The 25,499-nt window shown below is 41.4% G+C and carries 21 protein-coding genes; 7 read left to right on the plus strand and 14 right to left on the minus strand.

Translation table 11 applies throughout. The features are described from left to right. Positions 1 to 673: tetratricopeptide repeat protein (locus RMZ43_RS19620; protein ID WP_428850903.1), on the plus strand; the 673-nt coding region annotated here is incomplete at its 5' end. A 402-nt stretch (positions 674 to 1,075) separates the two neighbouring features. On the opposite strand, the gene RMZ43_RS19625 is transcribed toward RMZ43_RS19620, so the two are convergent. The 8 genes from RMZ43_RS19625 to RMZ43_RS19660 all read right to left on the minus strand — a co-directional run bounded on the left by RMZ43_RS19625 (position 1,076) and on the right by RMZ43_RS19660 (position 9,810). Further along, positions 1,076 to 1,354: a type II toxin-antitoxin system VapC family toxin gene (locus tag RMZ43_RS19625; RefSeq protein WP_322652521.1), complete on the minus strand. Its 279-nt coding sequence runs from the start codon at positions 1,352 to 1,354 to the stop codon at positions 1,076 to 1,078. Positions 1,355 to 1,485: 131 nt separating this feature from the next. After that, on the minus strand, positions 1,486 to 1,695 hold the full coding sequence (locus tag RMZ43_RS19630) for a hypothetical protein (protein WP_322652446.1): 210 nt from the start codon (positions 1,693 to 1,695) through the stop codon (positions 1,486 to 1,488). A gap of 88 nt (positions 1,696 to 1,783) precedes the next feature. Continuing rightward, positions 1,784 to 3,277: a catalase gene (locus RMZ43_RS19635; RefSeq protein ID WP_322652447.1), complete on the minus strand. Its 1,494-nt coding sequence runs from the start codon at positions 3,275 to 3,277 to the stop codon at positions 1,784 to 1,786. 792 nt (positions 3,278 to 4,069) lie between these two features. Continuing rightward, positions 4,070 to 5,443: an alkaline phosphatase family protein gene (locus RMZ43_RS19640; RefSeq protein ID WP_322648379.1), complete on the minus strand. Its 1,374-nt coding sequence runs from the start codon at positions 5,441 to 5,443 to the stop codon at positions 4,070 to 4,072. 14 nt (positions 5,444 to 5,457) lie between these two features. Further along, the gene (eboE, locus tag RMZ43_RS19645; RefSeq protein WP_322655320.1) at positions 5,458 to 6,678 is read right to left on the minus strand and encodes a metabolite traffic protein EboE; all 1,221 of its coding nucleotides are present in this window, start codon (positions 6,676 to 6,678) and stop codon (positions 5,458 to 5,460) included. Positions 6,679 to 6,820: 142 nt separating this feature from the next. Beyond that, positions 6,821 to 7,753: a UbiA-like protein EboC gene (eboC, locus tag RMZ43_RS19650; protein ID WP_322648377.1), complete on the minus strand. Its 933-nt coding sequence runs from the start codon at positions 7,751 to 7,753 to the stop codon at positions 6,821 to 6,823. Between the two features lie 121 nt (positions 7,754 to 7,874). Continuing rightward, entirely contained in the window at positions 7,875 to 8,783 is a 909-nt protein-coding gene (locus tag RMZ43_RS19655) for a TatD family hydrolase (protein WP_100903103.1), read from the minus strand. A gap of 145 nt (positions 8,784 to 8,928) precedes the next feature. After that, positions 8,929 to 9,810, minus strand: a complete 882-nt coding sequence (locus tag RMZ43_RS19660) for an EboA family metabolite traffic protein (protein WP_322648376.1) — start codon at positions 9,808 to 9,810, stop codon at positions 8,929 to 8,931. Between the two features lie 452 nt (positions 9,811 to 10,262). On the opposite strand from RMZ43_RS19660, the gene RMZ43_RS19665 reads away from it, so the two are divergent. Continuing rightward, positions 10,263 to 11,468 carry a 3-dehydroquinate synthase gene (locus RMZ43_RS19665; RefSeq protein WP_322648459.1) on the plus strand — a complete coding sequence of 402 codons (1,206 nt, stop codon included), beginning with the start codon at positions 10,263 to 10,265 and terminating at the stop codon, positions 11,466 to 11,468. 39 nt (positions 11,469 to 11,507) lie between these two features. On the opposite strand, the gene RMZ43_RS19670 is transcribed toward RMZ43_RS19665, so the two are convergent. Together RMZ43_RS19670 and RMZ43_RS19675 are read right to left on the minus strand one after the other, a co-directional pair. Next, entirely contained in the window at positions 11,508 to 11,813 is a 306-nt protein-coding gene (locus tag RMZ43_RS19670) for a HigA family addiction module antitoxin (RefSeq protein WP_322648375.1), read from the minus strand. Between the two features lie 13 nt (positions 11,814 to 11,826). Further along, the gene (locus RMZ43_RS19675; protein ID WP_322648374.1) at positions 11,827 to 12,150 is read right to left on the minus strand and encodes a type II toxin-antitoxin system RelE/ParE family toxin; all 324 of its coding nucleotides are present in this window, start codon (positions 12,148 to 12,150) and stop codon (positions 11,827 to 11,829) included. An 88-nt stretch (positions 12,151 to 12,238) separates the two neighbouring features. On the opposite strand from RMZ43_RS19675, the gene RMZ43_RS19680 reads away from it, so the two are divergent. After that, positions 12,239 to 12,484 carry a type II toxin-antitoxin system Phd/YefM family antitoxin gene (locus RMZ43_RS19680; RefSeq protein WP_322648373.1) on the plus strand — a complete coding sequence of 82 codons (246 nt, stop codon included), beginning with the start codon at positions 12,239 to 12,241 and terminating at the stop codon, positions 12,482 to 12,484. Further along, complete coding sequence (locus RMZ43_RS19685; protein ID WP_322648372.1) at positions 12,481 to 12,789, plus strand: Txe/YoeB family addiction module toxin; 309 nt, start codon at positions 12,481 to 12,483, stop codon at positions 12,787 to 12,789. Before RMZ43_RS19680 ends, RMZ43_RS19685 begins: the two co-directional genes overlap by 4 nt. Position 12,790: 1 nt before the next feature. On the opposite strand, the gene RMZ43_RS19690 is transcribed toward RMZ43_RS19685, so the two are convergent. After that, positions 12,791 to 13,489 carry a YdcF family protein gene (locus RMZ43_RS19690; RefSeq protein ID WP_322648371.1) on the minus strand — a complete coding sequence of 233 codons (699 nt, stop codon included), beginning with the start codon at positions 13,487 to 13,489 and terminating at the stop codon, positions 12,791 to 12,793. A gap of 310 nt (positions 13,490 to 13,799) precedes the next feature. Between RMZ43_RS19690 and ctpB the strand changes: the two genes are divergently transcribed. Then, entirely contained in the window at positions 13,800 to 15,140 is a 1,341-nt protein-coding gene (ctpB, locus tag RMZ43_RS19695; RefSeq protein ID WP_322648370.1) for a carboxyl-terminal processing protease CtpB, read from the plus strand. A gap of 137 nt (positions 15,141 to 15,277) precedes the next feature. After that, positions 15,278 to 16,267, plus strand: coding sequence for a glycosyltransferase (locus RMZ43_RS19700; RefSeq protein ID WP_322655321.1), 990 nt, complete (start codon positions 15,278 to 15,280; stop codon positions 16,265 to 16,267). Between the two features lie 137 nt (positions 16,268 to 16,404). Here RMZ43_RS19700 and RMZ43_RS19705 read toward each other — a convergent pair whose 3' ends face one another. The 3 genes from RMZ43_RS19705 to RMZ43_RS19715 form a co-directional block, all read right to left on the minus strand. Beyond that, positions 16,405 to 19,035, minus strand: a complete 2,631-nt coding sequence (locus tag RMZ43_RS19705) for an EAL domain-containing protein (protein ID WP_322655322.1) — start codon at positions 19,033 to 19,035, stop codon at positions 16,405 to 16,407. 526 nt (positions 19,036 to 19,561) lie between these two features. Beyond that, on the minus strand, positions 19,562 to 21,355 hold the full coding sequence (locus RMZ43_RS19710) for a ShlB/FhaC/HecB family hemolysin secretion/activation protein (RefSeq protein WP_322648367.1): 1,794 nt from the start codon (positions 21,353 to 21,355) through the stop codon (positions 19,562 to 19,564). 327 nt (positions 21,356 to 21,682) lie between these two features. Further along, positions 21,683 to 23,458: an SWIM zinc finger family protein gene (locus tag RMZ43_RS19715; RefSeq protein ID WP_322655323.1), complete on the minus strand. Its 1,776-nt coding sequence runs from the start codon at positions 23,456 to 23,458 to the stop codon at positions 21,683 to 21,685. Positions 23,459 to 24,009: 551 nt separating this feature from the next. Here RMZ43_RS19715 and lpdA point away from each other — a divergent pair. Beyond that, positions 24,010 to 25,434 (plus strand): dihydrolipoyl dehydrogenase, encoded by a 1,425-nt coding sequence (gene lpdA, locus RMZ43_RS19720; protein ID WP_322648364.1) that lies wholly within the window; start codon positions 24,010 to 24,012, stop codon positions 25,432 to 25,434. Positions 25,435 to 25,499 lie beyond the last annotated feature (65 nt).

The raw sequence follows: 25,499 nt of genomic DNA on the forward strand, positions 1-25,499 counted from the left end.
CGAACCTTTGTATATCCAAGCTTTGTCCATGAGAAAACGCCTGCTGGGGGATGAACATCCCGATGTGGCACAAAGCCTGAACGATTTGGCAGCACTCTACAATTCACAGGGAAGGTACAGCGATGCCGAACCTTTGTATATCCAAGCTTTGTCCGTAATAAAACGCCTGCTGGGGGATGAACACCCCTTTGTGGCAACTAGCCTAAATAATTTGGCAGTACTCTACAATTCACAGGGAAGGTACAGCGATGCCGAACCTTTGTATATCCAAGCTTTGTCCATGAGAAAACGCCTGCTGGGGGATGAACATCCCGATGTGGCACAAAGCCTAAACAATTTGGCAGTACTCTACAATTCACAGGGAAGGTATAGCGATGCCGAACCTTTGTATATCCAAGCTTTGTCCATGAGAAAACGCCTGCTGGGGGATGAACACCCCAATGTGGTACAAAGCCGGAACAATTTGGCAGCACTCTATAATTCACAAGGAAGGTACAGCGATGCCGAACCTTTGTACATCGAAGCTTTGGCGATTGCTGAAAAACAGTTGGGAGCAAATCATCCTGATACAATAACTTACCGTAAAAATCTAGAATACTTGCGGCGGAATCGTCAGCCTTTATTCCGAAGAAAGGTGGCTTTTGTGTACCGTAGATTTCAGTCATTTAGGTAATCTGCACCAGCTGTATTACCCGCCTGGGATTCAAATCTTAGTCTAATAAGTAGGCAACATAATTAATTACACAATACGATCGCAAATACAGTCAAGCAAAATAAAGTGATCGCACAACCTAAAACTACTTCTCATACGATATGCTTTGCGAAGGGCGCGATCGCTATAACTGTAAATATTTTTATTTATCTATTTAATGAGCCTCTGAACCCCATTAAAGAGTCTTTTAGCTCCATTAATGAGCATCGGAACTCCTTTCCATTATTCACCTACAGCAATTTCAGATCATTGATTTCTTTGAAAAATCAGGGATCTAACTACAAGTAGTTTTGACTCTACTTTGTCAGAGATTATTAAATTCAGAATAAAATAGTAAATATATTTTTGTTTTTTATACTTAATTTATGATGGTAAAATTTGAAATCCAGCTTGATAAAAATGATTATCTAATGTTAAAGCTGTAACAATCTCTCGTTGTTGCATAACAATAAATGATAAACAATCAGTGAGAGAATAAGATTTGTCTTTATGCTTTTGAAAATATTCCCATCCCTGATTAAATAGAGTTCGATCAATTTCGATTAATTCTATATCAGGACTTTCCAATAACCGATTACCAACTTCAACTGCTTTATAATGAAGGTCTCGACTATTAAAAAAAGTAACAACTTCATCAAAAATCTATGTTTTTATTATTAAAAAAGGTTTGGATTTTATTAAAGTAGCCCAATTTTGTAATACTTTTTGATGAGCATCTTCATTTTTTATTTCCAGAGCTAAAATATAGCTGGTATCTAAAAAGTAGATACTTCTCATGGGTTATAGAGATAGCGATCATGGTTAATTGCACTATCTGTTACATCACATTCCACAGGATTTGAACCTAAATTCCAAATAGAAGGTATTTGTTTGATGCTAGTAATAATAATTTTCCCATTTTCTTGAATAATCTCAAACTCTTGGTTTTCTCCTAATAGTTTTTTAGGGATTAATAAGCCTTTCTCTGTTGCTGTTAATTTCATATTTAATTACCTCGATTGATTTTGTAAGCTAATTAAATGAATTTGCTTTAGGGCGGGCAAGATGCCCACCCCACAAAATTGGATAAAGCTACCAGTTACCTACAGGTTGAGCTTCATGAGAAAACATTGAGGGATCGATTGAAATGCCCAATCCTTCAGCTACACGACGACCATAAGAAATATCTGCCCGGAAGAAGTGGCAAAGTTGGCGCATTTGGATATCCTGTCTCGCTTGAGAGAGACTGCCGACGATATTATGAGCAAGACGCTCTTGCTGTTCAGGAGTCATTAACCGATACAGATCGCCTGCTTGGGTATAATCGTCGTTTCCTTCACGATGACTGTAACGATCAACTGTGACATTGCCTAAATGACTAGGTGGTTCTGCATAAGCTGGATTTTCTTTAGGCGTACCCTCAGCACTATTCGGTTCATAGTTAGGAATGCTACCGTGGTTGTTCCCCAACGCCATGAAGCCATCTCGCTGATAATGCATCACTGGACATTTGGGCTGGTTGACAGGTAGTTGCTGATAGTTACCACCCAAGCGATACCGTTGAGCATCTGGGTAAGAAAAAATTCGAGCTTGCAGCATTTTATCTGGAGAGAAACTAACGCCAGGAACCACTGCACTAGGGCTGAAAGCGGCTTGCTCTACTTCGGCGAAATAATTCTCAGGGTTACGGTTTAGCTCTAATATCCCGACTTCAATTAAAGGATATTCTGAATGTTTCCAAACTTTGGTCAAGTCAAAAGGATTATCAGGATGTTTTTCCGCTTGCTCTTCAGTCATCACCTGAATACACATCCGCCACTTGGGATAGTCACCTTGAGCGATCGCTTCAAACAAATCGTGAGTCGCATGATCTGGATCTTCGCCCTTAATCTTAGCTGATTCTTCCTCTGTCAAGGTTTGATGCTCTTGCAGATTCTTAAAGTGAAATTTGCACCAGACGCGATCGCCCTTGGCATTAATTAAACTGAAGGTGTGGCTACCAAAACCGTCCATGTGGCGATGGGTTTTCGGAATTCCCCGATCTGAAAACAGGATCGTCACTTGGTGAAGCGATTCTGGGCTGAGTGACCAAAAATCCCACTTTGCATTCTGGTCTTTGCAATTAGTTTGAGGATTGCGCTTTTGGGTATGGATAAAATCAGGAAACTTGAGGGGGTCACGGATGAAGAAAATAGGCGTATTGTTGCCTACAAGATCCCAGTTACCCTCCTCAGTATAAAACTTGATGGCAAAACCTCTAGGGTCACGCTCGGCATCTGCTGAACCTTTTTCTCCTCCGACTGTAGAGAAACGCAAGAGAAGTTCCGTTTTCTTGCCAATTTCAGAAAAAAGTTTGGCTTTACTGTAGCGGGTAATGTCATTGGTAATAGTCAAAGTACCATGAGCAGCCGCACCTTTAGCGTGAACAACTCTTTCAGGAATACGTTCTCTGTTGAAATGAGCTAGCTTTTCTATGAGGTGGAAATCCTGAATTAATACAGGGCCACGCGCTCCAGCTGTAAGTGAGTTCTGGTTATCGCTAACTGGAATACCGTCAGCAGTTGTCAAGTTTTGGGGTTCAGTCATGGTTAAAGAAGCTCTCCATGTAAGTTAGTCAGTAGATTGACGAATGCCTGCTGATAGAACAATTTAATGCATAGTCATTATGAGTTTATATATAAATCATACTCGATATGATTATGAATTAAAAGAAGTTTTTTTGCATTTTGGTAAGATGCAGAGGCGATATATCGCCTCTATACCATCCGTGAGAGGTTAAGATAAAGTGCATTTTGTCAACCAGTTAAAATACTCAAAATAGTCTTATTGAAAATGATAATCGTGTAGGGGAGAGGGGGAAGGAGGCGAGCGACGCTCGCCTCCTTCCCCCTCTATTTGATTATCATTATCCTTAACATCTTTGACAACTTAAATAAGATATCAAAAGGTAATGTAACGAGAGAATAACTTTGTCAAAATTGGGCTTAATTCTTAGGTAAATTCAGTAGATCGAAAAGTTTTCCAGAAGCCTGAAGAGCCGTTCATTTGAGTTTAGGAACATAGTCTGCCGGAATCCTGTTGGAGTCTGCTTTTCAAGGAACGGGCATTGTTGGTGGGTTAAGAGTGCAGTGCAAGCGATCGCGATCGTCAACTCTAAAACGTCGGCTGAAACCCTGATTATTTCGTCAACTTATAAAAGTTTTCGATCTACTGAAAGTTGCTCAACAGTCTTTGTCAGAAAGATTTTTAGTATTCCCTTCGGAATTATTTGAGCGGACGTTTAAAGATTTATTGCCGAAATTGCAAATTAATTGGCAGCAAAGATTCAGGCGGCCATTGCCAGATAGTGTGAAGTTTTCACTGCCTCTATACTGCTTTTCAGGTATTCAAATGCTTGAGAATCAACGAACAAACATCTGTCGCCTGAATGCGATTTTCATTAACTAGGTGAGTTTGATGGGTGATAAATAGAGGCCCTTCATCAACAGAAGTGCTAATGTTACCGTGAGAACCGCGTACTAGAGAAGCATCCAGAGGAATCACATCCATTAAGTAGCGAAAACCGAGTTGTTTCTTAAGTAGTTTGAGAGCAATTTTTCCTTGAGGAAATTTAATTTGCGGATCAAGGAAAAGTTCTACAGGATCGTAACCAGGTTTGCGGTGGATATCTACAGTTCTAGCAAAATCAGGAGCTTTTGCATCATCGAGCCAATAATAATAGGTAAACCAAGCGTCAGATTGAGCGATCGCTACCAACTCACCCGATCTAGGATGATCGAGATGGTAGGCTTGTTTACCCTCTTCATCCAATACCTGCGCTACGCCTTCAGTCGCTTCTAAAAATGATTGCACTTTCGGGATATATGCCGGATCGTTCACATATACATGAGCAATTTGATGATCGGCAACGGCAAAGGCAATGCTAGCACCAAAATCGAGCAGTTCTCGTCCTAATTCTTCCCGCACAGCAATTAAACCATTTTTTCGTAGCACGCGGTTCAAATCCACCGCTTTGGAGACTGGGGTAATGCCATACTCAGAAAGAATAATTACTTGAGTATTACGTGCTTCAAAATATTTAATCAAATCGCCACAAACAGCATCAATTTCTCGCAAATCAGCTTGGATGTGTTTTTTATCATGACCAAATTTTTGCAGACAGTAATCTAAATGTGGTAGATAAACTAGTGATAATGTCGGGCTATAACGTTCCTCAATCCATTTTGCTGAATTGGCAATCCATTGACTAGAACTAATGGTAGTTTTTGGGCCCCAAAAATCGAATAAAGGGAAGTTTCCTAAATCGGATTGAATTTGCGATCGCACATCACTAGGATGGGTATAAATATCAGGTAATTTTCTTCCATCTGCGGGATACATCGGGCGCGGCGTAATGGCATAATCTACTGATGAATACATGTTGTACCACCAAAAAAGATTGGCACAAGTGAAATTTGGATCAATTGATTTAGCTATTTCCCAAACTTTGGGAGCCTGCACTAGTTTATTAGACTGCCGCCAAAACTTCACTTCACATTCATCGCGGAAGTACCAACCATTAGCGACAATTCCATGTTCATCAGGCAATTTTCCTGTTAAATAAGTAGCCTGAACTGAACAAGTTACAGCAGGTAAAACTGTTGCGATCGGGACTACTTGTCCAATCGCCGCCCAAGAAGATAAGAACGGTGTGTTTTCTCCTAGTAAACTGGGTGTTAATCCCACGACATTTAGAACAACAGTTTTCTGCATAAATTAATCTCCTTTTAATTTGCGGTAAATTCTTTTAATACCCACTCATATTCTCGCTGAATAGAAGTCAACAAATCTATCTTCATTTCTGCTGGTAATACATCCCAAGTGTAAGTTTCAATTTCTAAATGTGAGCAAGCATTGTTTGTTTTAAGTAGATGTAAAACAGTCGCAATATCATCTTGGGTAGACTGCAAAATTTGATAATCATGAATAAAAATTGGCACATGAAAGTGAGTACGCCATTCTTGGGCTAGAGATTGTTCTAGATGCGGTAATGCAGTTATTAAATCAGGATAGTGATGGAGTGTACTATCACTGCGACGTTCTATTACTTGGTGAAGATAAGTAGATTCAGCAAAAGGACGTAAGCGTTCAACTATCAAACTACGTTTTTCAATATCAGCAGGAATTTTTACTTTAATTGCAGCGCTGATTTGAATTTTGCCAATCTTAATTCCTGCCGATTGGAAACGCGCAAATACAGATTGCGGTTCCTCATATTCAACTGAAAAATGGCAGGTGTCGTAACATACTCGAATATGTTCTAGCAATTTAGTTTCTGCTAGATTCTGTTCAATATTTAATTTTTCTGATAAGTAACTACCAGCAATTGGCAACAAATAATTTTTATAGAAATCAATTACTTCTGAGGTATTTTCAATTAAACCATCAGGCTCAGGTTCTAAATCAATATGGAGTATCTTTCCTGTTTCTTCGCAGATGCGAATCATTTCTATAACAACTGATGCTATATTTAAACAACTCTTTTTCAGAACTGTCTCGATTGCTTGGTCTTTTTGCCACCAAGGTTTATAAGATAATGGCAGCGTAGAAATTCCGCCATCAAGTTCTTCTGGTAATAGAGTAGCTAAAATTTGTACCAAGTTTAATGTATAATCTACCCGTTCTTGTGTAGACCAATCTGGTGCATAAACTTGGTCTTTTACCACCTGTCGATGGAATCCACCATAAGGAAATCCATTTAAAGTGAAAACGTATAAATCTTCTTGAATAAGCCACGCTTGGAATTGAGCCAAGTTATTATTTTGTAACAGTTCTTTAGCAGCTGCATCTGCTAATCTTAAACCAATACCAAAAGGTGCTGTTGGCGATAAACGTGATTTGAGATTGAGAACATATTTTTCTAAATTGCTAAAAACCTCTAGCCAACTTTCACCAGGGTGAATATTGCTGCAATAAGTTAAGTGATTATTGTTTTTTGTAATTTTCATTTTTTAGCTTTATCCCTTGTATATGTAATTTCTTTGGCTTATACTATTTCACAAAATACTTGCCACATATTCAGTTGTATGGGCGCACATCTATGCGCCCATACAGCCAATTCATGGTATTACTGGGTGTGTACATTCAAATTTAGGTAACAGCAAATACTTTTGCTAACTTCATCGAAAATGGTAGCAAAATTAGAACGAATAAACCGTAATACAAACCAGCAAAACCAGATGCAATAGTTGCATCTAAAACTATTAGAGATAACACGCCTATTTTTACAGCATTTCGGATATTTTCAGCGACTGGTTCCCGCGCAGCTTTGATAAAATTAGGCAAGACTCTGATAGCTAATACAACAGCAAATGGTAGTGCTGCAATCGCTGCATAATCCCCTAATAATCCTAAAGCTAAAACTGCCGTCAAAACTATTGCAATCAGCAGTAATGCGAGTACTCCCGTAATCTTCTTACCTCCGTGAACTTCACCCTGACTAATTGCGGTGATAGCAGCAATGTAAATAACAGGAATCAGCGCTAAATACCAACGTTCTCCTATCATTTCTGGTACAGCACTTACACCTAATAATAAGTTACTGCCACGACACAAACCCATATTTAAAGGGCCAAAAAAAGAATGATGTTTGGCAAGTGAATTATAGAGTAGGCATGAAAGAGTGATAAATATAGCGATCGCACCACTCAACAACGATACTTGAAAAGCAGCCAGAATCCCGATTGCAAACAGTAAACTCCCCAATAAAGTAGCATTTTGACGAGATACGCGACCACTGGGAATTGCTCTATTTGGTCGCTCTTTTGCATCTAATTCAGCATCAAAAACATCATTAAAAACTACACCACCGCCGTATAAACCAGTTGTAGCTAATAATAACCAAGCTAATGGAATTAGTATAGTAAAACTTGCTTCTCCATTGATTAATTGAGCAAAAATAATTCCAGAGCCAGAAGCAGCAAAACCAACAAGAATATCCGCCCAAGCAGTAACAATATTAGCCGGACGCATCAATTCTAGATAACCCCGCCAGCTTTGAAAATTTAAGCTTGCAACATTCACTTATCTGCCTCCGTACCTAATAATTTCTCAAAATAAACCGTATATTACAGATGAATCAAATATTTCTGCAATTCCTCATCCCCATTCCCTAATACAGACGCGATGAATCGCTACCAATTTTTTACTCAATCAATACATAATCTGAAACTGATTTGATTCCTGGCTCTTGTCCCCGTAACACAGAATTGCCATTGAACAACTGACGCTGATCGATAGATTGGGGATTGAGCCAGTCTGATGCTTGCATCTGACCGGTTTGACTGTAAGCAGCTAGGGCGTTTTCATAACAAACTGCTCGTACATGTTCTTCAGGAATACCCCTGTCTAACATTAACTGAGCCGTTTTTGGGACTGCCAAAGGATCGCTAATACCCCAATCAGCACTACTATCTACAATGATGCGATCGCGTCCATACTTACGGACAACTTCAACCATCCTGGCGTTACCCATCTTCGTCTGTGGATAAATTGTAAAAGCTGCCCAAAAACCCCGTCCTAATACTTCCTCAACGGTTTCCTCGTTGTTGTGGTCAATAATTACTTGTGAAGGATCTAAGCCATATTCAATGCAGCGATCCATACTCCGACTAGCACCCGCCTTCTTATTACGATGAGGCGTATGAATTAGCACCAACATATCGAGTTCTTTGGCTAATGCTAACTGTTGACAAAAGTACTTATCTTCTGCTTCTGTCATGTCGTCGTAGCCAATTTCGCCAATAGCAACAACTCCCTCTTTACAAGCATAAAGTGGTAGCAGTTCTATAACTTCTGCTGCTAGTGCCTCATTGTTAGCTTCTTTCGGATTGAGGCCGATTGTGCAGTAATGTTGGATGCCAAATTGACTAGCACGAAACCGTTCCCAGCCCACAAGACTGCTGAAATAGTCTTTAAATGTGCCAGCGTTTGTTCGTGGCTGTCCTAACCAAAAGGCTGGTTCAATAACAGCGACAATGCCATATTCCCGCATTACTAAGTAATCGTAAGTAGTGCGCGAACACATGTGAATGTGAGGATCGATAAACATCATGGTTTTAATGATTGGGCATTGGGAAAAAGGAGGCAGCAGGCAGGAAGCAGGAGGTAGGAAGCAGGAGGTAGGAAGCAGAAGTACTTTAATTTTGAATTGATTTCTCCCTCATCCCCACTCCCTACTCCCCACTCCACACTCCCTTTTATTTGTAAACAAAAAGGCCATCACGGCTAAAACTATTCCAAGTCAGATTACCTTTTTGAATGGATGACTGTAAATCTGGGTAGCGAGAAAGTAATTCTTGTGCTTGGGGTAAAGAAGACTCAGCACAAGCTAATGCTGCTGCTTCTTGCTCGTGTATATCACCATTAGCCAGTACTTTTTCTAAATCTGTGATGATTGCACTATCAGCATACCGTCCTACAGGTCGCCAAAGTTCTGGCGTAACTGAGCGTTTAGCTGCCCAACGTTCATGGGCATAGTCTGCTAACATCCTCGCTAATTCTGGATTGGCACGCCGATCTAGTCCCCAAATTAGATGCAAGGGACTACCGACAAACACAGCCTTTAGCACCATCTGATTCCAAGCAGCATTATCTAAATAATCTGCTGGATAAGGGTTACGTAATGCGATCGCTTGGAATACATTACTCATATTGCTGCGAATTCCCTCAGCAGCGCGATGGCGATGTAACTCTGGATGTGGTAATAGCGGCAAACTTTGATAAAGGACAACTAATTCCCCCATATCGGCAGTGGAGAAGAATTTATCAAGCGATCGCACATAGCCTTCAGCATCATCATGGGGCAAAGCTAGAAGCAAGAGTGTACGACCTGCTTGATCTACACTCCAATGAGCAGGATACCAACCAGGAATCACATCCTGTGCTGCTTCCAAGTCCTGGAATGTTAGCTGCAAATCCTCTTTACCTAGATAACGCGGCACAGCACTAAAAGCCGTAAAAAACACTCTCTCAGCAGCGCCGCTAGCAATTTGTGCTTGCTTCTGTTCCAGCCAAGCAAAAGCTTTCTCTGAAACAGACTTTAACAGCCAGTGATGCAGTAACTCGTTTACTTTACTCATGATGAATTTTAGGAAAAGTTGCCCAATTTTTTTATGGCAACTAAGTATAAAATCTAGCACTAAACTTGATACTTTGTGATTCAAGCAGCTAGATAATATACTACTGAAATTATAACTTCACTGAATCTATAAAAATCTCCTGACTTTCGATAAGATAATGTAAAGATCCCATTTCGATTAGATAAAGAATCAAATTTGGTTACGGAATAAAATTAAAATTTAATGTAATAATGATATCTGTATGCAATCTTAAATATAAAGTTTAGGCATCAATAAATGTGATTTTGATCATTTATAGATTCAAACAATACACTAAAAAATTACGATAAATTTCTTGGTTTAACTTTGATATAAAATAATTTTAAATTTCATTTTTAAAAAAGATTTTTTCAACTTACTATCACTTCAATCGCAGTATTAAATATATTTACAATTACTTAAAAAGTAATAATATTCTAATGGCTATTCAACAAAAAACCGTTCTTAATCTTCAACCAATTAACCAATGTGTTCGCGTGACCTTTAATTATGATGTTCACTTTACTAGAGGTCTATTTCAGGTAGATAATCCTTTGCTTGCACAAGCGATCGCCGCAGATGGGGAAACAACCCCAAAACAAGTTCTAGCAGTGGTAGATGCAGGATTTTTACAGTATCAAGATGGGTTGCTAAAAAAATTATCAGTTTACGCTCAGTATTATCAAAATATACTAAAGCTTGGTGAGCCGATAGTAGTTCCGGGTGGAGAAGCAGTCAAGAACGATGCTAGATTTATAGAGCAAATTCATCAGCAGATAAATGCAGCTGGATTGTGCCGTCACTCCTACATCTTAGCAATTGGGGGTGGAGCCGTCCTAGACATGGCAGGATACGCAGCAACAACAGCTCACCGAGGAATTCGGCTGCTACGAGTACCGACAACAGTATTAGGGCAAAACGATTCGGGTATAGGGGTAAAGAACGGAATTAATGCCTTTGGCAAGAAAAACTTTTTGGGTACATTCATGCCACCTTATGCTGTCTTGAATGACTTTAATTTTCTTACTAGCCTTGACGATCGAGATTGGCGATCGGGTATTGCAGAAGCTGTGAAAGTAGCACTGATTAAAGATGCAGATTTCTTCGATTTCATTATGTTTAATGCCGAGAAATTGGCTAATCGAGATATGGACATAATGGAAAAGCTGATTTATCGATGTTCTCAGTTGCACTTAGAGCATATTGCTGGTAATGGCGACCCCTTTGAAATGGGTTCATCGCGTCCTTTAGATTTTGGACACTGGGCTGCTCATAAACTAGAGCATTTAACTAATTACAGCCTACGTCACGGTGAAGCTGTAGCGATCGGGATTGCTTTAGATACGACCTATTCATATTTAACAGGGCAACTTTTACAATCTGAGTGGCAAAGGGTTCTAAGTACACTCCATAAATTAGGCTTTACTTTGTATGTATCAGCACTAACAGAACAATTAGATCAACTAGACCATCCGCATTGTCTATTTCGAGGGCTTACCGAGTTCCGCGAACACTTAGGAGGAAATTTAACAATTACTCTTCTACAAAAAATTGGTCAAGGGATAGAAGTTCATCAGGTAGATTTGTCTTTATATAGAAATGCTATTTTGACGCTGAAAGATTGGGAACTTTTGCATTAATTTTTCTTTGGATACATCAACCAAATTTCTAGGCGATCGCTACTTCGTGGTTCTGAATTGCAAAATACTTTTTAGTTCCTCTTCTTCTTCCTTGAGAACATGATAAAGTTCCCAATTTTGTTGGAGATTTAACCAAAAGTTTGAACTATTTCCAAAAAATTTTGATAACCTTATTGCCGTACTAGGTGTAATACCTCGCTTTTGATTTACAAGCTCATTTATTCGCTGATAAGGAACGTGAAGTGCATCTGCAAGTTCTCTTTGGGTTATTCCCATTGGGTCTAGAAAATCTTTAAGTAATATTTCACCTGGATGTGATGGGGGCCTATACTTTGGAACTCTCATCTATTGTTATCTCCTAATGGTAATCGACTATTTCAACTCCTGATGCACCCTGGAGTGTCCATATAAAGCAAATTCGATATTGGTCATTAATCCGAACGCTATGCTGACCTTTACGTAGGCGTAGCCCGTCGTAGACATCGCCTTTTAGTACTTCTAACCTGTTGCCTGGTGGAACTTTAATATCATCTAGAGATAACGCTGCATTAAGTTGATCTAATTTTCTACGGGCAACTTCCCAACAGTATATAGGACACTGCTTTCGAGCTTCCTTTGAGTCATTGCCATCAAAAATATCTTCAGTTTCTTTGTCCTTAAATGATACTATCGTAATTAGCATGATGACACGGTTATCATGCTACTAAAAAACGAAGTGATTTTTTGTAGGATGAGTAAACCAAATTAAAATTATCGTGAGCTAAAAAAGTATGATGTCTTCGCTTCCCGTCAAGGACGCTCAAAATAATTTACAAGAGATCATCGACCAAGTTGCAGAGCAGGGTAAACCTGTGATCATTCGAGGCGATCGCGGTAATGCGATTCTGCTTGCGGAAAAAGATTGGTCTGCAATTCAGGAGACTCTTTACTTATTATCTATCCCTGGAATGCGAGAATCCATCAAAGAAGGACTAGCAACCCCGATCCAAGAATGTGATGGAGAGTTGTATTGGTGAGTCAGCCAACGTCTGAGGAGCCACTTCCAAACCCCCAAGGTGCGAGCTGGAGGTTGATTTACACAAAACAAGCGCAAAAAGACGCGAAGAAATTAGCTTTTAGTAACTTAAAGGAAAAGGCCGAGGAATTACTCGCAGTCCTTCAAGACAATCCTTTTCAAAATCCTCCATCTTATGAAAAGCTGGTTGGTGACTTATCAGGTGCTTATTCTCGTAGGATAAATATACAGCATCGGTTGGTATATGAGATCATCGAATCCGAGCAAGTAGTTAAGATAATTCGCATGTCGACACATTACGAGTAAGTTATCTCCCTACCCCAACTTGGTGTTCACAATGAAAACCTCGATTCTTCCAAGCTTGCATATCTACTTCGGTAAGTCTTGTTACATTTGAGCATTGCGGTTGAATAATTTGGCTAAAAATCGCCCAAAATAAGCTGCGTGTTACATCTAATCCAGTTTTGGCCCAAGATTCATTGTTACCAGGAACACCCAACTCCTCAACAATCTCTGTCTCAACCCAAATACCATGAGCGCCCAAGAGAATCTGTGCCATCCATTTGGCTCTGGGTAAATGACTTGGCGAGGTAATCAACATGACTTTATGCACTCCCCAACGTCGCAAAATTGGAATACCATAATAGAAATTTTCAAAGGTAGAATTCGCACAGTTTTCTAACCAAACGTTTTGTAACCCTGCTAATTTCGCCTGAAAAATCAACCATATACAGGGGTCTGGGGAACCATGAGAAATTAAAATTGGGGTTTGCGGGTATTGTTTTGCTTGTTGGGCAACATAGATTTCTCGATGAATACTCCCACCAAGCACAAAAAAGGCATCTACTGGCTGCGAAGAAGCAAAAACTAAGGTTATAGTGGTAAAAATCAGCCAAACGCCTAAAACAAAATACAATCCAATAGTTAGTTTTTGTAACGATTGCCACAGATTAGTAAAAATTTTTTTAATAGAAATTAATGATTTGATGGTAGATTTACGTTTCATGACTTAAGTAAGAAAAGCTGATTTAATGGTTGTCTAACAGTACTGTAATTCAGTGATCAAAGTGCTATCTTATAAAAGTAATGAAAAAGTACAAAAATGACGCTGATTAAAGTGTCACATGTTCAGTATAGCCTTCCGGAGAAGGCTAACAAACTGAGAAATGGTTGTTAAGAATGCAGTATTTTCGGCATCATTCAACGATAAAAATGATGAAGGGAGCAGAGCTTAGTTTGGGGTATAAAAACTTAAAAGTTTCTTGAAAGCCTGATTGCTAAACTTGTCAATAACACAATTATTTCAGCTAATATACATGAACCAATCTGCGAAAAGTTACTCACCGCTCCAAGTAGCCTTGATTGGTGGAGCGATCGCCACTACTGCTACTATGTCTTTATTCGGCACCGCTTGGACTCGTGGTGTCCGGGCTGCTCTAGCCCTACAAGACAGCCCGAAAGTGATAGTTGACCAAGTGTGGCAACTCGTAAACCATGAATATGTTGATGGCAAATTTAATCAACAAGATTGGCAAGCAACCAGACAAAGCCTGTTGAGCAAAGACTATTCTTCTCGAGAAGAAGCTTATGCAGCCATCCGCGAAGCTTTACAAAAGTTGGGAGATCCTTACACTCGATTCATGGACCCCAAACAGTTTGAAGCCCTAACTAGCCAAACATCTGGGGAAGTCTCTGGTATTGGCATTCGCATGGAAGTAAACGAAAAAACTCAGCGCCTGACTGTTGTCGAAGCCATAGAAAATTCTCCGGCGCTGAAAGCTGGGATCAAAGCAGGCGATGAAATTTTAGCAATTGACGGCAAACCCACTCTCAAAATGAAGGTGGATGATGCTTCTAAGCTAATTCGTGGCAAAGCGGGTACTCCCATCAAGCTAAAGCTGGGACGGCCGGGGCAAACTGCCTTTGATGTGAAGCTGACCAGAGCCAGTATTGAAGTGCCAACGGTACGTTATACCCTCAAGCAAGAAGGGAATCGCCGCGTTGGCTATATCCGTTTGCGGGAATTTAGTGCCCACGCCGCAGACCAAATGCAACGAGCCATCCGCGATTTGAACACTAAGAAAGTTGATTCTTATGTTTTGGATTTGCGGGGAAATCCTGGCGGTTTGTTACAGGCGAGTATTGAAATTGCCCGGATGTGGTATGACAACGGCGGCATTGTTAAGACAGTAGACCGTGTGGGCGGTACTGAAGAAACTAAAGCCAATCGTACTGCTTTGACAAATCGTCCTTTGGCGGTCTTAGTGGATGGTAATTCAGCTAGTGCTAGCGAAATCCTCACAGGCGCACTCAAGGATAATAAGCGGGCAGTAGTCGTAGGTGGTCAAACCTTTGGTAAAGCCTTAGTGCAGTCAGTTCATGAACTCGCAGATGGTTCCGGCTTGGCAGTTACAATTGCCCATTACTACACTCCGGCGGGAACGGATATTAACCATAAAGGGATTGCCCCAGATATCAAGCTAGACTTGACAGAGGCACAAGAGCGGCAATTGGCTTCTAATCCAGATTTAATCGGGACTAAGAGCGATCCACAATATGCCCGGGCGATCGCAATTTTATCAAATCGTAACTTTGCCCAACCGCCAGCAAATCAGCCCACTCGACCCATGAGCCGCGCCGATAGCCTAAAATTTTAGGTGAGTGTTTTTAAGTGTTTATATAGTAGTATCCCCAAATCCAGATTTTTGGAGTTATGAAAACTGCTTGATATACCCTTCTAGGATTTTGGATTGGGAATACTAGTTAGTAATCTCATCTCTAAAATCTCAGATTTATGAATCATCAGCCAGTTGATGCAACCACCGCTACCAGTTTTTTACCAATGGTGTCGGTGGTTGTTCCTATTTATAACGGTGAGGCGGATCTACCAGAGTTAATCAATTGTCTGTTGTCTCAAACCTACCCGAAAGACCGGGTAGAGTACTTGTTGGTTGACAATAATAGTAGCGATCGCACTCTCAACATCCTCAAAACATCTGCTGAAAATTGCCCCATCACAATCCGCCCATTGAGCGAAAATCAAATTCAAAGCTCATACTCTGCTCGTAATATTGGGATTCGCGCCGCTACGGGGGAAATTATTGTTTTTACCGATGCAGATTGTCGCCCACAACCGCAATGGTTACATTCATTAATTAAACCTTTTGTCAACAAAGAAGTGGTAATTGTCGCTGGTGAAATTTTGGCACTACCAGGCACAACTCTGTTAGAACAGTACGCAGATCGTCAAGAAACTTTGTCGCAAAAGCATACCCTTAACCATTCCTTTCGTCCCTATGGTCAAACGGCTAATTTAGCGATTCGACGCATTGCCTTAGAAAAAGCGGGTTTATTTCGTCCCTATCTGACCACTGGTGGCGATGCCGATATTTGCTGGCGGATTTTGGGGGAAAACATCGGGCGTTTGGAATTTGCCCCGAATGCGATCGTTCAGCACCGCCACCGCGCCACACTTAAAGAACTGCAAAGTCAATGGCGGCGCTATGGACGCTCAAATCGCTATCTGCATGAACTACACGGTGTAGATTTGATGCGAGATATTACACTCAAAGAATGCTGCTATCGTTTGGCACGTTGGTTAGTCAAGGAAATACCAAGGGATATGAAAAAGGCGTTGGCGCAGCCCGCCGCAGGCATCGCGGGTAAAGCCACCCTTGCAGATTTATTAAATACTCCCATTGGTTTGTTTACTGTTAGGGCGCGTGCTGTTGGGCAACGAGACGCCAAGTTGCCAGAAAATGCCAAGATAATTGAGCGACTCTAACAATAAGCTAACGCGCTTATATATTGCATGCACTATTTTCTGTGTAGACCGTCATTAGTCATTAGTCAAAAGTGTTTATTAAGGACAAAAAACAACCTCATTAGTAAATGTGCAATGTTTATTTGTGTAACAGCTTATTAGGTTGGTTGTTTACTTTCAAGGATTTCTGTTGCTTTCTGGACAGAAAGTGGTCGGTAGAATAAATAGCCTTGTACATCCTCACAATTAATAGATTTCAAGAACTCCAGTTCCTCTTCTTTTTCTACCCCTTCGGCTATCAGCTTCAATCCTAAGCTGTGTCCCAAAGTAACTATCGCCTTGATAATATGAGCTACTTTGACATCCTGCGTTAAATATTGAATAAAAGATTTATCTATTTTCAGATTGTGGAGTGGCAAAAGCTGTAGACGCGAGAGCGAGGAATGACCTGTACCAAAGTCATCAATGGAAAGGCAAACACCCATCTGCTGTAGATTCTTTAACACCGTTTTGGTAAAATCTAAATCCTCAATGGCTGTAGTTTCCATAATTTCTAATTCTAAAAAGCGCGGCTCCAGACCCGTTTCTTCTAAAACTGTAGCTATAGTCTCTACCAATTTGGGTTGACGGAACTGCTTAAGAGAAAGATTAACAGCCATCGTTATAGGTGGCAATCCTGCATCTTGCCAGATTTTATTTTGAATACAGGCTGTCCGTAGCACCCATTCGCCAATGGGGACAATTAATCCACTTTCTTCGACTAGGGGAATGAAAACACTGGGTGCGACCAATCCCATCTCTGGGTGCTGCCAGCGCAATAGAGCCTCCATACCAGTAATTTCTTTTGTAATAATGTTTACGCGAGGCTGATAGTGTAGCGTAAATTCATTACGTTCTAGGGCATAGCGCAAGCTCTTTTCTAAAGTCAGGAGTTCAGGATTTTTAGCACTGAGAGAAACACTATAGAATTGGTAGTTATTCCGCCCTTTGTCCTTGGCGTAGTACAAAGCGGCATCTGCGTGCTGAATTAGGGTTTCGGCGTCAGGACTGTTGCTATCAAGCAACGCAATACCGAGGCTGGCAGTCACATAAAGTTCATGGTCTTGAAGATAGAAAGCATCCTCCAATGCCTGTAATATTCTATACGCCACTAATGTTACCTCTTCAATATCATTGACTCGCGGGAGTAAGATAGTGAACTCATCACCTCCCCAACGGGCTATAGTGTCCCCGCTTCTGAGTGAGCCTTGTAATCTTTGAGCGACGCTTTGTAACAATTGGTCTCCCAGAGTGTGCCCCAAAGTGTCATTAATCACTTTGAAGCGATCCAGGTCGAGGAAGATCACAGCTAAACTATCACCATTGCGAGTGACGTTGGGGAGAGTTTTATTAAGCAGCTCATTGAATAGTAGGCGATTGGGCAACCCTGTCAACATGTCATGTAGGGCTTGATAGCGAATCTTTTCTTCTACTTGCTGACGTTGCCGTGCACCAATGATACTGGCGGCCATCGTCAAAAGGGTAGATTCTTCGTGCTTTGACCAATGGCGCTCAAAGGTGCAGTCTGCCAAGCCAAGATAACCCCACAACTCATTCTCCAAGCAAAGAGGTACCAGGAGAAGGGATTGAATGCCATCTCGAATCAGGAATTCTTGTTCGGCAGCAGGAAATTGTTGGGTTAGTCCACTAATCGACTTGCCGCTAGAGAGAACAGTGTACCAACGAGCTAATCCAGAACCTTGATAAGGCTGATTCTGCCAATATTTGTAAGTAGATTCAATAGAAGGATGTGTCCATTCAAACCCCAAGCTGACTACTATTTCTCCTGTAGCAGGATGGGAATGGTTCTGGAAGAGATAGGCACGATCTGCTTTGGCAGCTTCACCCAATACAGCTAAAGCTAGATCAATACCAGTTTCATAATTCATTTCCCCAAGCAAATAATTGGCAGCTTCTGCGACTGCCTGTAGCAAGCGATCGCGCTGATGTAGTTCGGCTGTCGCTTGTTTTTGCTCTGTAATATCCCTAATAATAAAAGTTCTAATTAAATCACTTTCAGGTAAGTAGAGAACGGATTGTTCAAAAACTTCTGTACCTACTTCCACCTCTCGCACAAAAGAATTTTTTTCTACATTATTTGTACTTAAAAGCCCTGTTAAAATCGGGTGTTTTGTTCCAATTTCCCTAAGTTTGGGAAACTTAAGAGCTGCGGCTGGATTAAGATAAGTAACTCTTCCCTCTAAATCCATCTCAATGATTGGATTGGGGATGAGTTCAGGGAAAGATGCTAGGCGAGCTAGAGCAGACTCACTAGCTAGTTCAAAGCTGGGATCGAGAGCTAAGGTTTGAAAAGGATTGGCAGGACTGCCTTGCTCTGATAAGAAACCAGATAAGTCTTCAACATCAAAAGATTCAGAAAATGCTTGTTCTGAAATATTAGAAATAGCATAATATTTAGCTTGAGCTTGATTACTGCCAAAGGCAATGACATCTCCACTTCTGAGATTATGGGAAGAGCATTTAGTACCATTGACAAATAAGCCATTAGTACTCCCTTTTCCCTTATAGTTACCATCAATAATCTGAAAGCCATATTGATCAGTCTCTGGAACAGTTACTCGCAATAAAATTGCATGTTGCATTGATACTGACCGGGAAGACAAGATAATAGTGTTTGCGGGATGCCGCCCCAGAGAATAAGTAGTCTCTTGCAAGGGGACAGTTCGCCGACCTTGCAGGTCTTGAATGACCAACAGATGGCGTATTTTTTCCCGCTCGTTTCCTAGCATGGTTGTTCCTCAATCTTTCATATTTTTAGGTCTTTAGTCTGAATAATCCTACTCCCACAAGTTCCAATACTGTTAGGTTAAGGTTAACCTTTCTTAAAAAGCAGGGCATTCAGTTTTGCGGTAGAAGCTCTAGCTGTTTTCTCTATTCATACATAATTTATAAATTTTCCCCCTTTGTCCATATCGCTTAAGCTTGTCTTTCTTAGGATACCCAGAATAAAATCAAACGCTGAATAGAACACTTGGTATATTTGCGGATTTTTATTCTGAGTGGTGGGAAAACTCTGAATGAAATAAATAAGCATCTGATTTTTATTTTTTAATCAGTCAAATAGTTCTATTTTACGGAATTAATTTTGCTCTCTAGATTAGAGCAAGGCAGGGATTAAATAAATTGGGGGCATCTCAGTAGGGAAAAATATCTAAGGATTTGAAATCGCACGCCAGTTGCTTTAATAGAGCGGGAACTCCAATTGGCGCAGCCTATGTTAGAGAAGGCAAAGGAAGGAGAATGAACCCCTAAATTTTAAAAAGGATTATAGAATAAACTAAAATATAGTCCGTTTTCTTGTAATGTTCTATCATTCGAGTTAACGGATACTAAAGGAATGCCCCAGTCAAGACGAACGGTGAAGCGATCGCCCTGTGACCAACGCAACCCCAGACCAACAGAAGCTAGAGTATTAGGGCCGGGGTTCGGGTTTGTTGCACCAGAATTATTCCAGCCAACACCAAAATCCGCAAAGGGGACAACCTGTAACGTGCTATTTATCTGGGGTAAGCGCAGAATCGGTACTTGAACTTCCGCAGAAACAAAAGTGGCGTTATCTGTCAGCAGATAATCTTGGCGATAACCCCGAACGCTATCCTGCCCACCTAAGCCAATTTGTTCTATGGGTAAGAGTGTTGTAGATGCAAGTTGCGTATTTAAACGAAGTAAAAGTAAGGTTTGAGGAGCTAAAAGGCGTGCCCACTGCGCTTGCCCTTGCCAAGCAAAAAAACGGCTATCAGGACGATTTTGATTAACTGTGGCATTCAACACATCTAAACCCAAACTGAATTGAGAGCGTAGGGCGATGACTTCGCGGCTGTTACGACTCGTCCATTCTTGGAAAAATCGCAAGGCAGATACCCTGGTGCGTCCCTGTTCATCAGCACCTAAACCGGGGAAAGGTAGTCGTACTACTCTGAAGGGGAAATAAGAGGCTTCAGTTTCCCGTCGGGAGGCTGTTAACCCAAGGGCGAATTCTTGTGTGGGAGTTTGGACTATGGGCTGACGGAATGTCAATTCGTAGTAGCGAGATGCCGATTCGATATTTAAATCTTTGAAAGCAGGTTCAATGACATCACTTGATGTAGTGCCATAGTTGAAGCTAAGTGTCCCGTTGCGGGGATTAAGAGGCAATGTGTAACTACCGTCAAAGGAGTTGCTACCATCAGTATTGGTGTATCCTAAACTCAGACTATCTCCAAATCCGAGTAAGTTGGCTTCATTCAATCGTAATCCACGGCGGAAACTGCCAACACTAGGCGATCGCCCATTATCAAGAATTATTGGGCTACTAAAGGTTTGTGCCTCGCTGATTTTGACCTCTAAAAGACTTGTACCAGTCCGCGATCCTGCGGTAAGTTCAGCAGAAACGTTTTTAATCAAAGGATTAAGTTGCAAAAGTTGCAGTGCCTCTAGTAGACGTTGCCGATTCAGAGGCGCTGATGTAGCTATTGCTAATCGGCTACGGACATAATTCGGATTCAACCGCCGAGTTCCAGTTACCTGGATATCTTCTAATTTGCCTTCGACTACCTGAATTTTTACAACACCAGATTGGATTGTTTGGGGCGGGATATAAGCACCAGAAGTAATATAACCATTTTTAACGTATAAATCAGTAATTTTAGAACGTGCTTGATATACTTCAGTTAGCGAGATCGGTCGTTTAGTAAATTCAGCAGTAGCGAGGGCTAACTCTTCGGGACTGAATACTGTGCTACCAACAACTTCAAAACGTTCAACAACAATAGTTTGAGGAAGGTTGTCAGGGAGTGGATTATCAGGTGTGGGAGTTGGAGTAGAAGGTGGAAATAGTTCTGCTGGCGGGGGGAGTGGCTGTGGTGGTTCAGGTGATGGAACTGGCGAAGGTAACGGTGGTTGAACATCCTGTGGCGGTGGAAGTTGTTGTGGGATAGAATTGCTAGGTGGTAATTGTGTAGTATTAACAGCTTGAGCTTTCACTGGACTAGAAATTATACTGCCAAGTAATAGAAGCATACTCAGTGGTAAGCAGGACACTATAAGATTTTGAGGATATTTATCAATCATCGCACCAGGCTATTTTTTGTTAGAAACTATGGGATTATTCAAAGACTGTTTCAGATGTGAATCTTACTTCATCTCTTGTCACTAAAGTTGATATCTTGGGTAAATTTCAATTTAAAAGCTAAATAAACTACTTATTGCAGACTTAAAAGCATTGATGATGTTCGAGCTGCATAAGCAAGCAGATATATTAGAATTATCTGTTGCTGCGGGAGTACGGCGTAAATCTACGAGTACGGCGTAAATCTACCTACTATTTCAATTAACAAGACTTGAGGCAAAATCCCCTTGTTAAAAGTAGGCAAACTAGCGTTTTGTTATGTTTTAGGGTTACTGCATATCCTTTTGCTGAAACATTCCCATCAATTTACGTTTACGAGCGTGGGTTTGCATCAAGTTTTGACGATAGCTTAACCAGTCAGCTTTATTTCCAGATTCCAAGTAGGCGTTACGTGCCTTTTTCAACCATTCAATTGCGTAATAATAGTATTCGGCTTTACCTGCATCCATAATTTTTTCGGCACGGCGACGAGCATTAGCAATCACCCAACTAGGATTATGAGGGATAGCAGCATCCATGACTCGGTGAATCAAGTCTGAATTATAAGAACTGAGTTCACTAGCGATCGCAATTGCATCATCAATTAGCCCCTCATGCAAGAATATATCCACCTTGGCTGATTCTGTTCCCCCACCATTAACAGTACGAATAATTCTCAGCAGGTCTATTTTGACACTTTCCCAATTTTTCCCGGCCAATTCTGCCATCTTCTGGTAGTCAAAAAAGGAGGGCTTCACTTGAAAAGCCGCCTTAATTGCTAATAAAGCAGCTTCACTATCACCCAACTCAATAGCCAAATCACTTGTCCAAATCCCCAATTCATACTGACACTTACCCGGTAAATTTAATCCACTCTGGGCTATATTTAGTGCTTGCTGTAATGCCCCCTGTCCACTGAGTGTTTTCGCTAGGGCAAAAGCCTCTTCCATTGAGTTCATTTGGGTTTGAGCAGCATCAATTGCTTCTTCTACCCTGCCTAAACGCCCTAGCATTGTCAGATACTGTTGGGTTTGCCCTTCCGCTTCTGCTAAATATAAGTATTCTTGGTAACGTTCCTGACGTTCGAGGATTTTTAGGCGAATTAGTGCCAAATCATCCGCGTAATCTGGCACGTCTTCTTCCCACGCTCCCCTTTCGGTAATATTACCTTGAAGAACTTGCACCAGTGGTGGATAATCCCAACCTTGGCGTAAAGCTTCCATAATCATGCCAAAATCAGCATTCCACTCATCTTGCCAAGCTTCTAAATTTATTTGAATATCAACTTTTTCTTCTGGGGTGAGTTCAGCACTGAGAATTGCTTCACACCAGGCATTATTTAATTCCTCAATAAGTTCATCATTTTCGGCACCGTATTCTGCAACATCATCCCAATTTTCCACACAGGTAGAGGTAATCGCTTCTAAAATAGCGATCGCATTCTCACCCTCTCCCCGTTCGCTAAAATCTACCGCAGTTTGCACCACACTCAGCAATTCTTCACCAATTGGATCTTCTTCGCACCCTTCCTCAAAGTAGCGCACGGTATCCTTGAGAATCTGCCGCACTTGCCGCCTAAAAGGAGCCGGATCAATAGTAATGTAGAGCAAGGGTTTTGTGGTTGTTTGCTTGTCAGTAAGATTCGTCATCCAACTTACATGGCGGTCAATCACTTCAATTAGTGGTGGGTGTTCTGTTACTAACTCTTGCAGCAGCCTTTGAGTTTGGATATAATCTAGGCGATTAAGTAGTTGTTCTAGGGTGGGGCGCTGCTCAATGTTTTCTGGGTTACGCGCACAAACAAGCATCGTCGCTACAATGTGTTTGCACCACCCGTCAAAGTTGTAGGCACAGGTGCAGTTTGCTGAGGTTAACCCACTGCTATCGAAACTCAGGTTGACATGATAAGGTTTGGCTTCATTGCCTACAACATCTGCCTGAAGCAGATCGCCACGTTGGGTAACTGTATTGACAGCACCAGCCTCATAATATGCCTCGCCCCGTTGGAAAGATTTGGCGTTGGCATGACGGCGGATAGTAAATTCACTAATTTGGGGAATAGACATCGAGCGATCGCCTGCGTAAATCTTCTGGATGAATACCTAAATCCAGCTTAGTGTTAGGCTAACGCGCTGTAAAGAAATTCAAAGTTATGGATATAGGGCAAAACAGTGCTGAGTGCTGAGTTAGGAGTATCGATAACGCTTGTAGAGACGTTGCAATGTAATGTCTCTACACACCATAACCGTCTCGGTTTTCCCCCTTGCTCCCAGCAAGAACTGCCCCTTTTCCTCTTGTTGACTTCCCCGAACGCGAACAGCGTCTCCAAGAGTTGGGGCTAACAAAGCTATCCTCAATCCTTTTGTAGTATCAAAAAAATAAGTATATAGATTTGATTATAATTACTGAAAACATCCATATTTTCGTCAGAAGCGAGTGAATCATAATTTGAAGCAACACCCGAACCTGAAATTAGTAAACAGTCAGCAGTGAACAGTTCTGATGGTCTATGGTGAGGGATTTAGAGTCAAGCAATAAAACTGATAACTGTTAAAGGGGTTGCGCTGATTGTCGGTCAAGTTGAGAATAAATAGGCGAAGCACACGGGGAAACTAACGTGAGTCAAGGATTTGATTACGATTTAGTAATTATCGGCGCTGGTGTAGGCGGGCATGGCGCAGCCTTACACGCCGTAAGTTGCGGTCTGAAAACAGCGATTATTGAAGCTGCTGATATGGGAGGAACCTGTGTTAATCGGGGCTGTATTCCTTCTAAGGCGTTGCTGGCAGCATCTGGACGTGTGCGGGAGTTACGTAATGCCCACCACCTGAAGTCATTGGGAATTCAAATTGGTAGCGTGGAATTTGATCGCCAAGCGATCGCTAACCATGCTAATAGTCTCGTCTCGAAAATTCAAGGCGACTTAACCAACAGCCTCAAACGTCTAAAAGTCGATATCATTAACGGTTGGGGAAAAATCGCTGGGGCGCAAAAAGTCTCTATTATCGGAGACGGCGGTGAAAAAACCATCACAGCCAAAGACATCATCCTTTCCCCTGGTTCAATTCCTTTTGTGCCTCCAGGGATTGAAGTAGATGGCAAAACTGTCTTTACCAGCGATCAAGGCGTCAAGTTAGAGTCTCTACCAGACTGGGTGGCAATTATTGGCAGTGGTTACATCGGCTTAGAATTTTCTGATATTTACTCAGCTTTGGGTTGCGAAATCACCTTGATTGAAGCCCTAGATCAGTTAATGCCAGGATTTGACCGAGACATTGCCAAACTTGCCGAACGGATACTGATTACTCCCCGCGATATTGAAACCAAAGTAGGGATATACGCTAAAAAAGTCATCCCTGGTTCACCAGTGGTGATTGAGTTAGCAGATTTCAAAACCAAAGAAGATGTAGATGTCATCGAAGTAGATGCTTGCTTGGTAGCTACAGGACGCATCCCAGCGACCAAAAATCTTGGTTTAGAGTCTGTGGGTGTAGAACTAGATCGGCGGAATTTTATCCCAGTTGACGATCGCATGGCAGTACTATCAGCAGGTGAAGTAGTACCGCATCTGTGGGCAATTGGCGATGCTAATGGGAAGATGATGTTGGCACATGCGGCTTCTGCTCAAGGCATCATCGCCGTAGAAAATATAGTTGGGAGGGAAAGAATAGTAGACTATCGCAGCATCCCGGCGGCGGCGTTTACCCACCCAGAAGTTAGCTATGTAGGCTTAACAGAAACCGCAGCAAAGGAGTTAGGACAAACCGAAGGTTTTGAAATCGCCACAAGTCGGAGTTACTACAAAGGAAATTCCAAAGCGTTGGCAGAAAATGAAGCCGATGGGATTGCCAAGGTGATATATCGCAAAGACACCGGAGAAGTCTTAGGTGTCCACATTTTTGGACTACACGCCTCAGACTTAATTCATGAAGCCTCAGCTGCGATCGCAAACCGTCAATCTGTCCAAAGTCTTGCACATCTAGTTCACGCGCACCCGACACTTTCGGAAGTGCTGGACGAAGCTTATAAACGAGCCATTTAGTCATTTGTTCTCTGTCATTTGTCCTTTGTCAATAAACAAGGACAAATGACCAATGACCAATGACC

It is taken from the genome of Nostoc sp. CmiVER01, assembly GCF_034531135.2.
In the GTDB taxonomy this organism is placed as follows: Bacteria; Cyanobacteriota; Cyanobacteriia; order Cyanobacteriales; family Nostocaceae; genus Nostoc.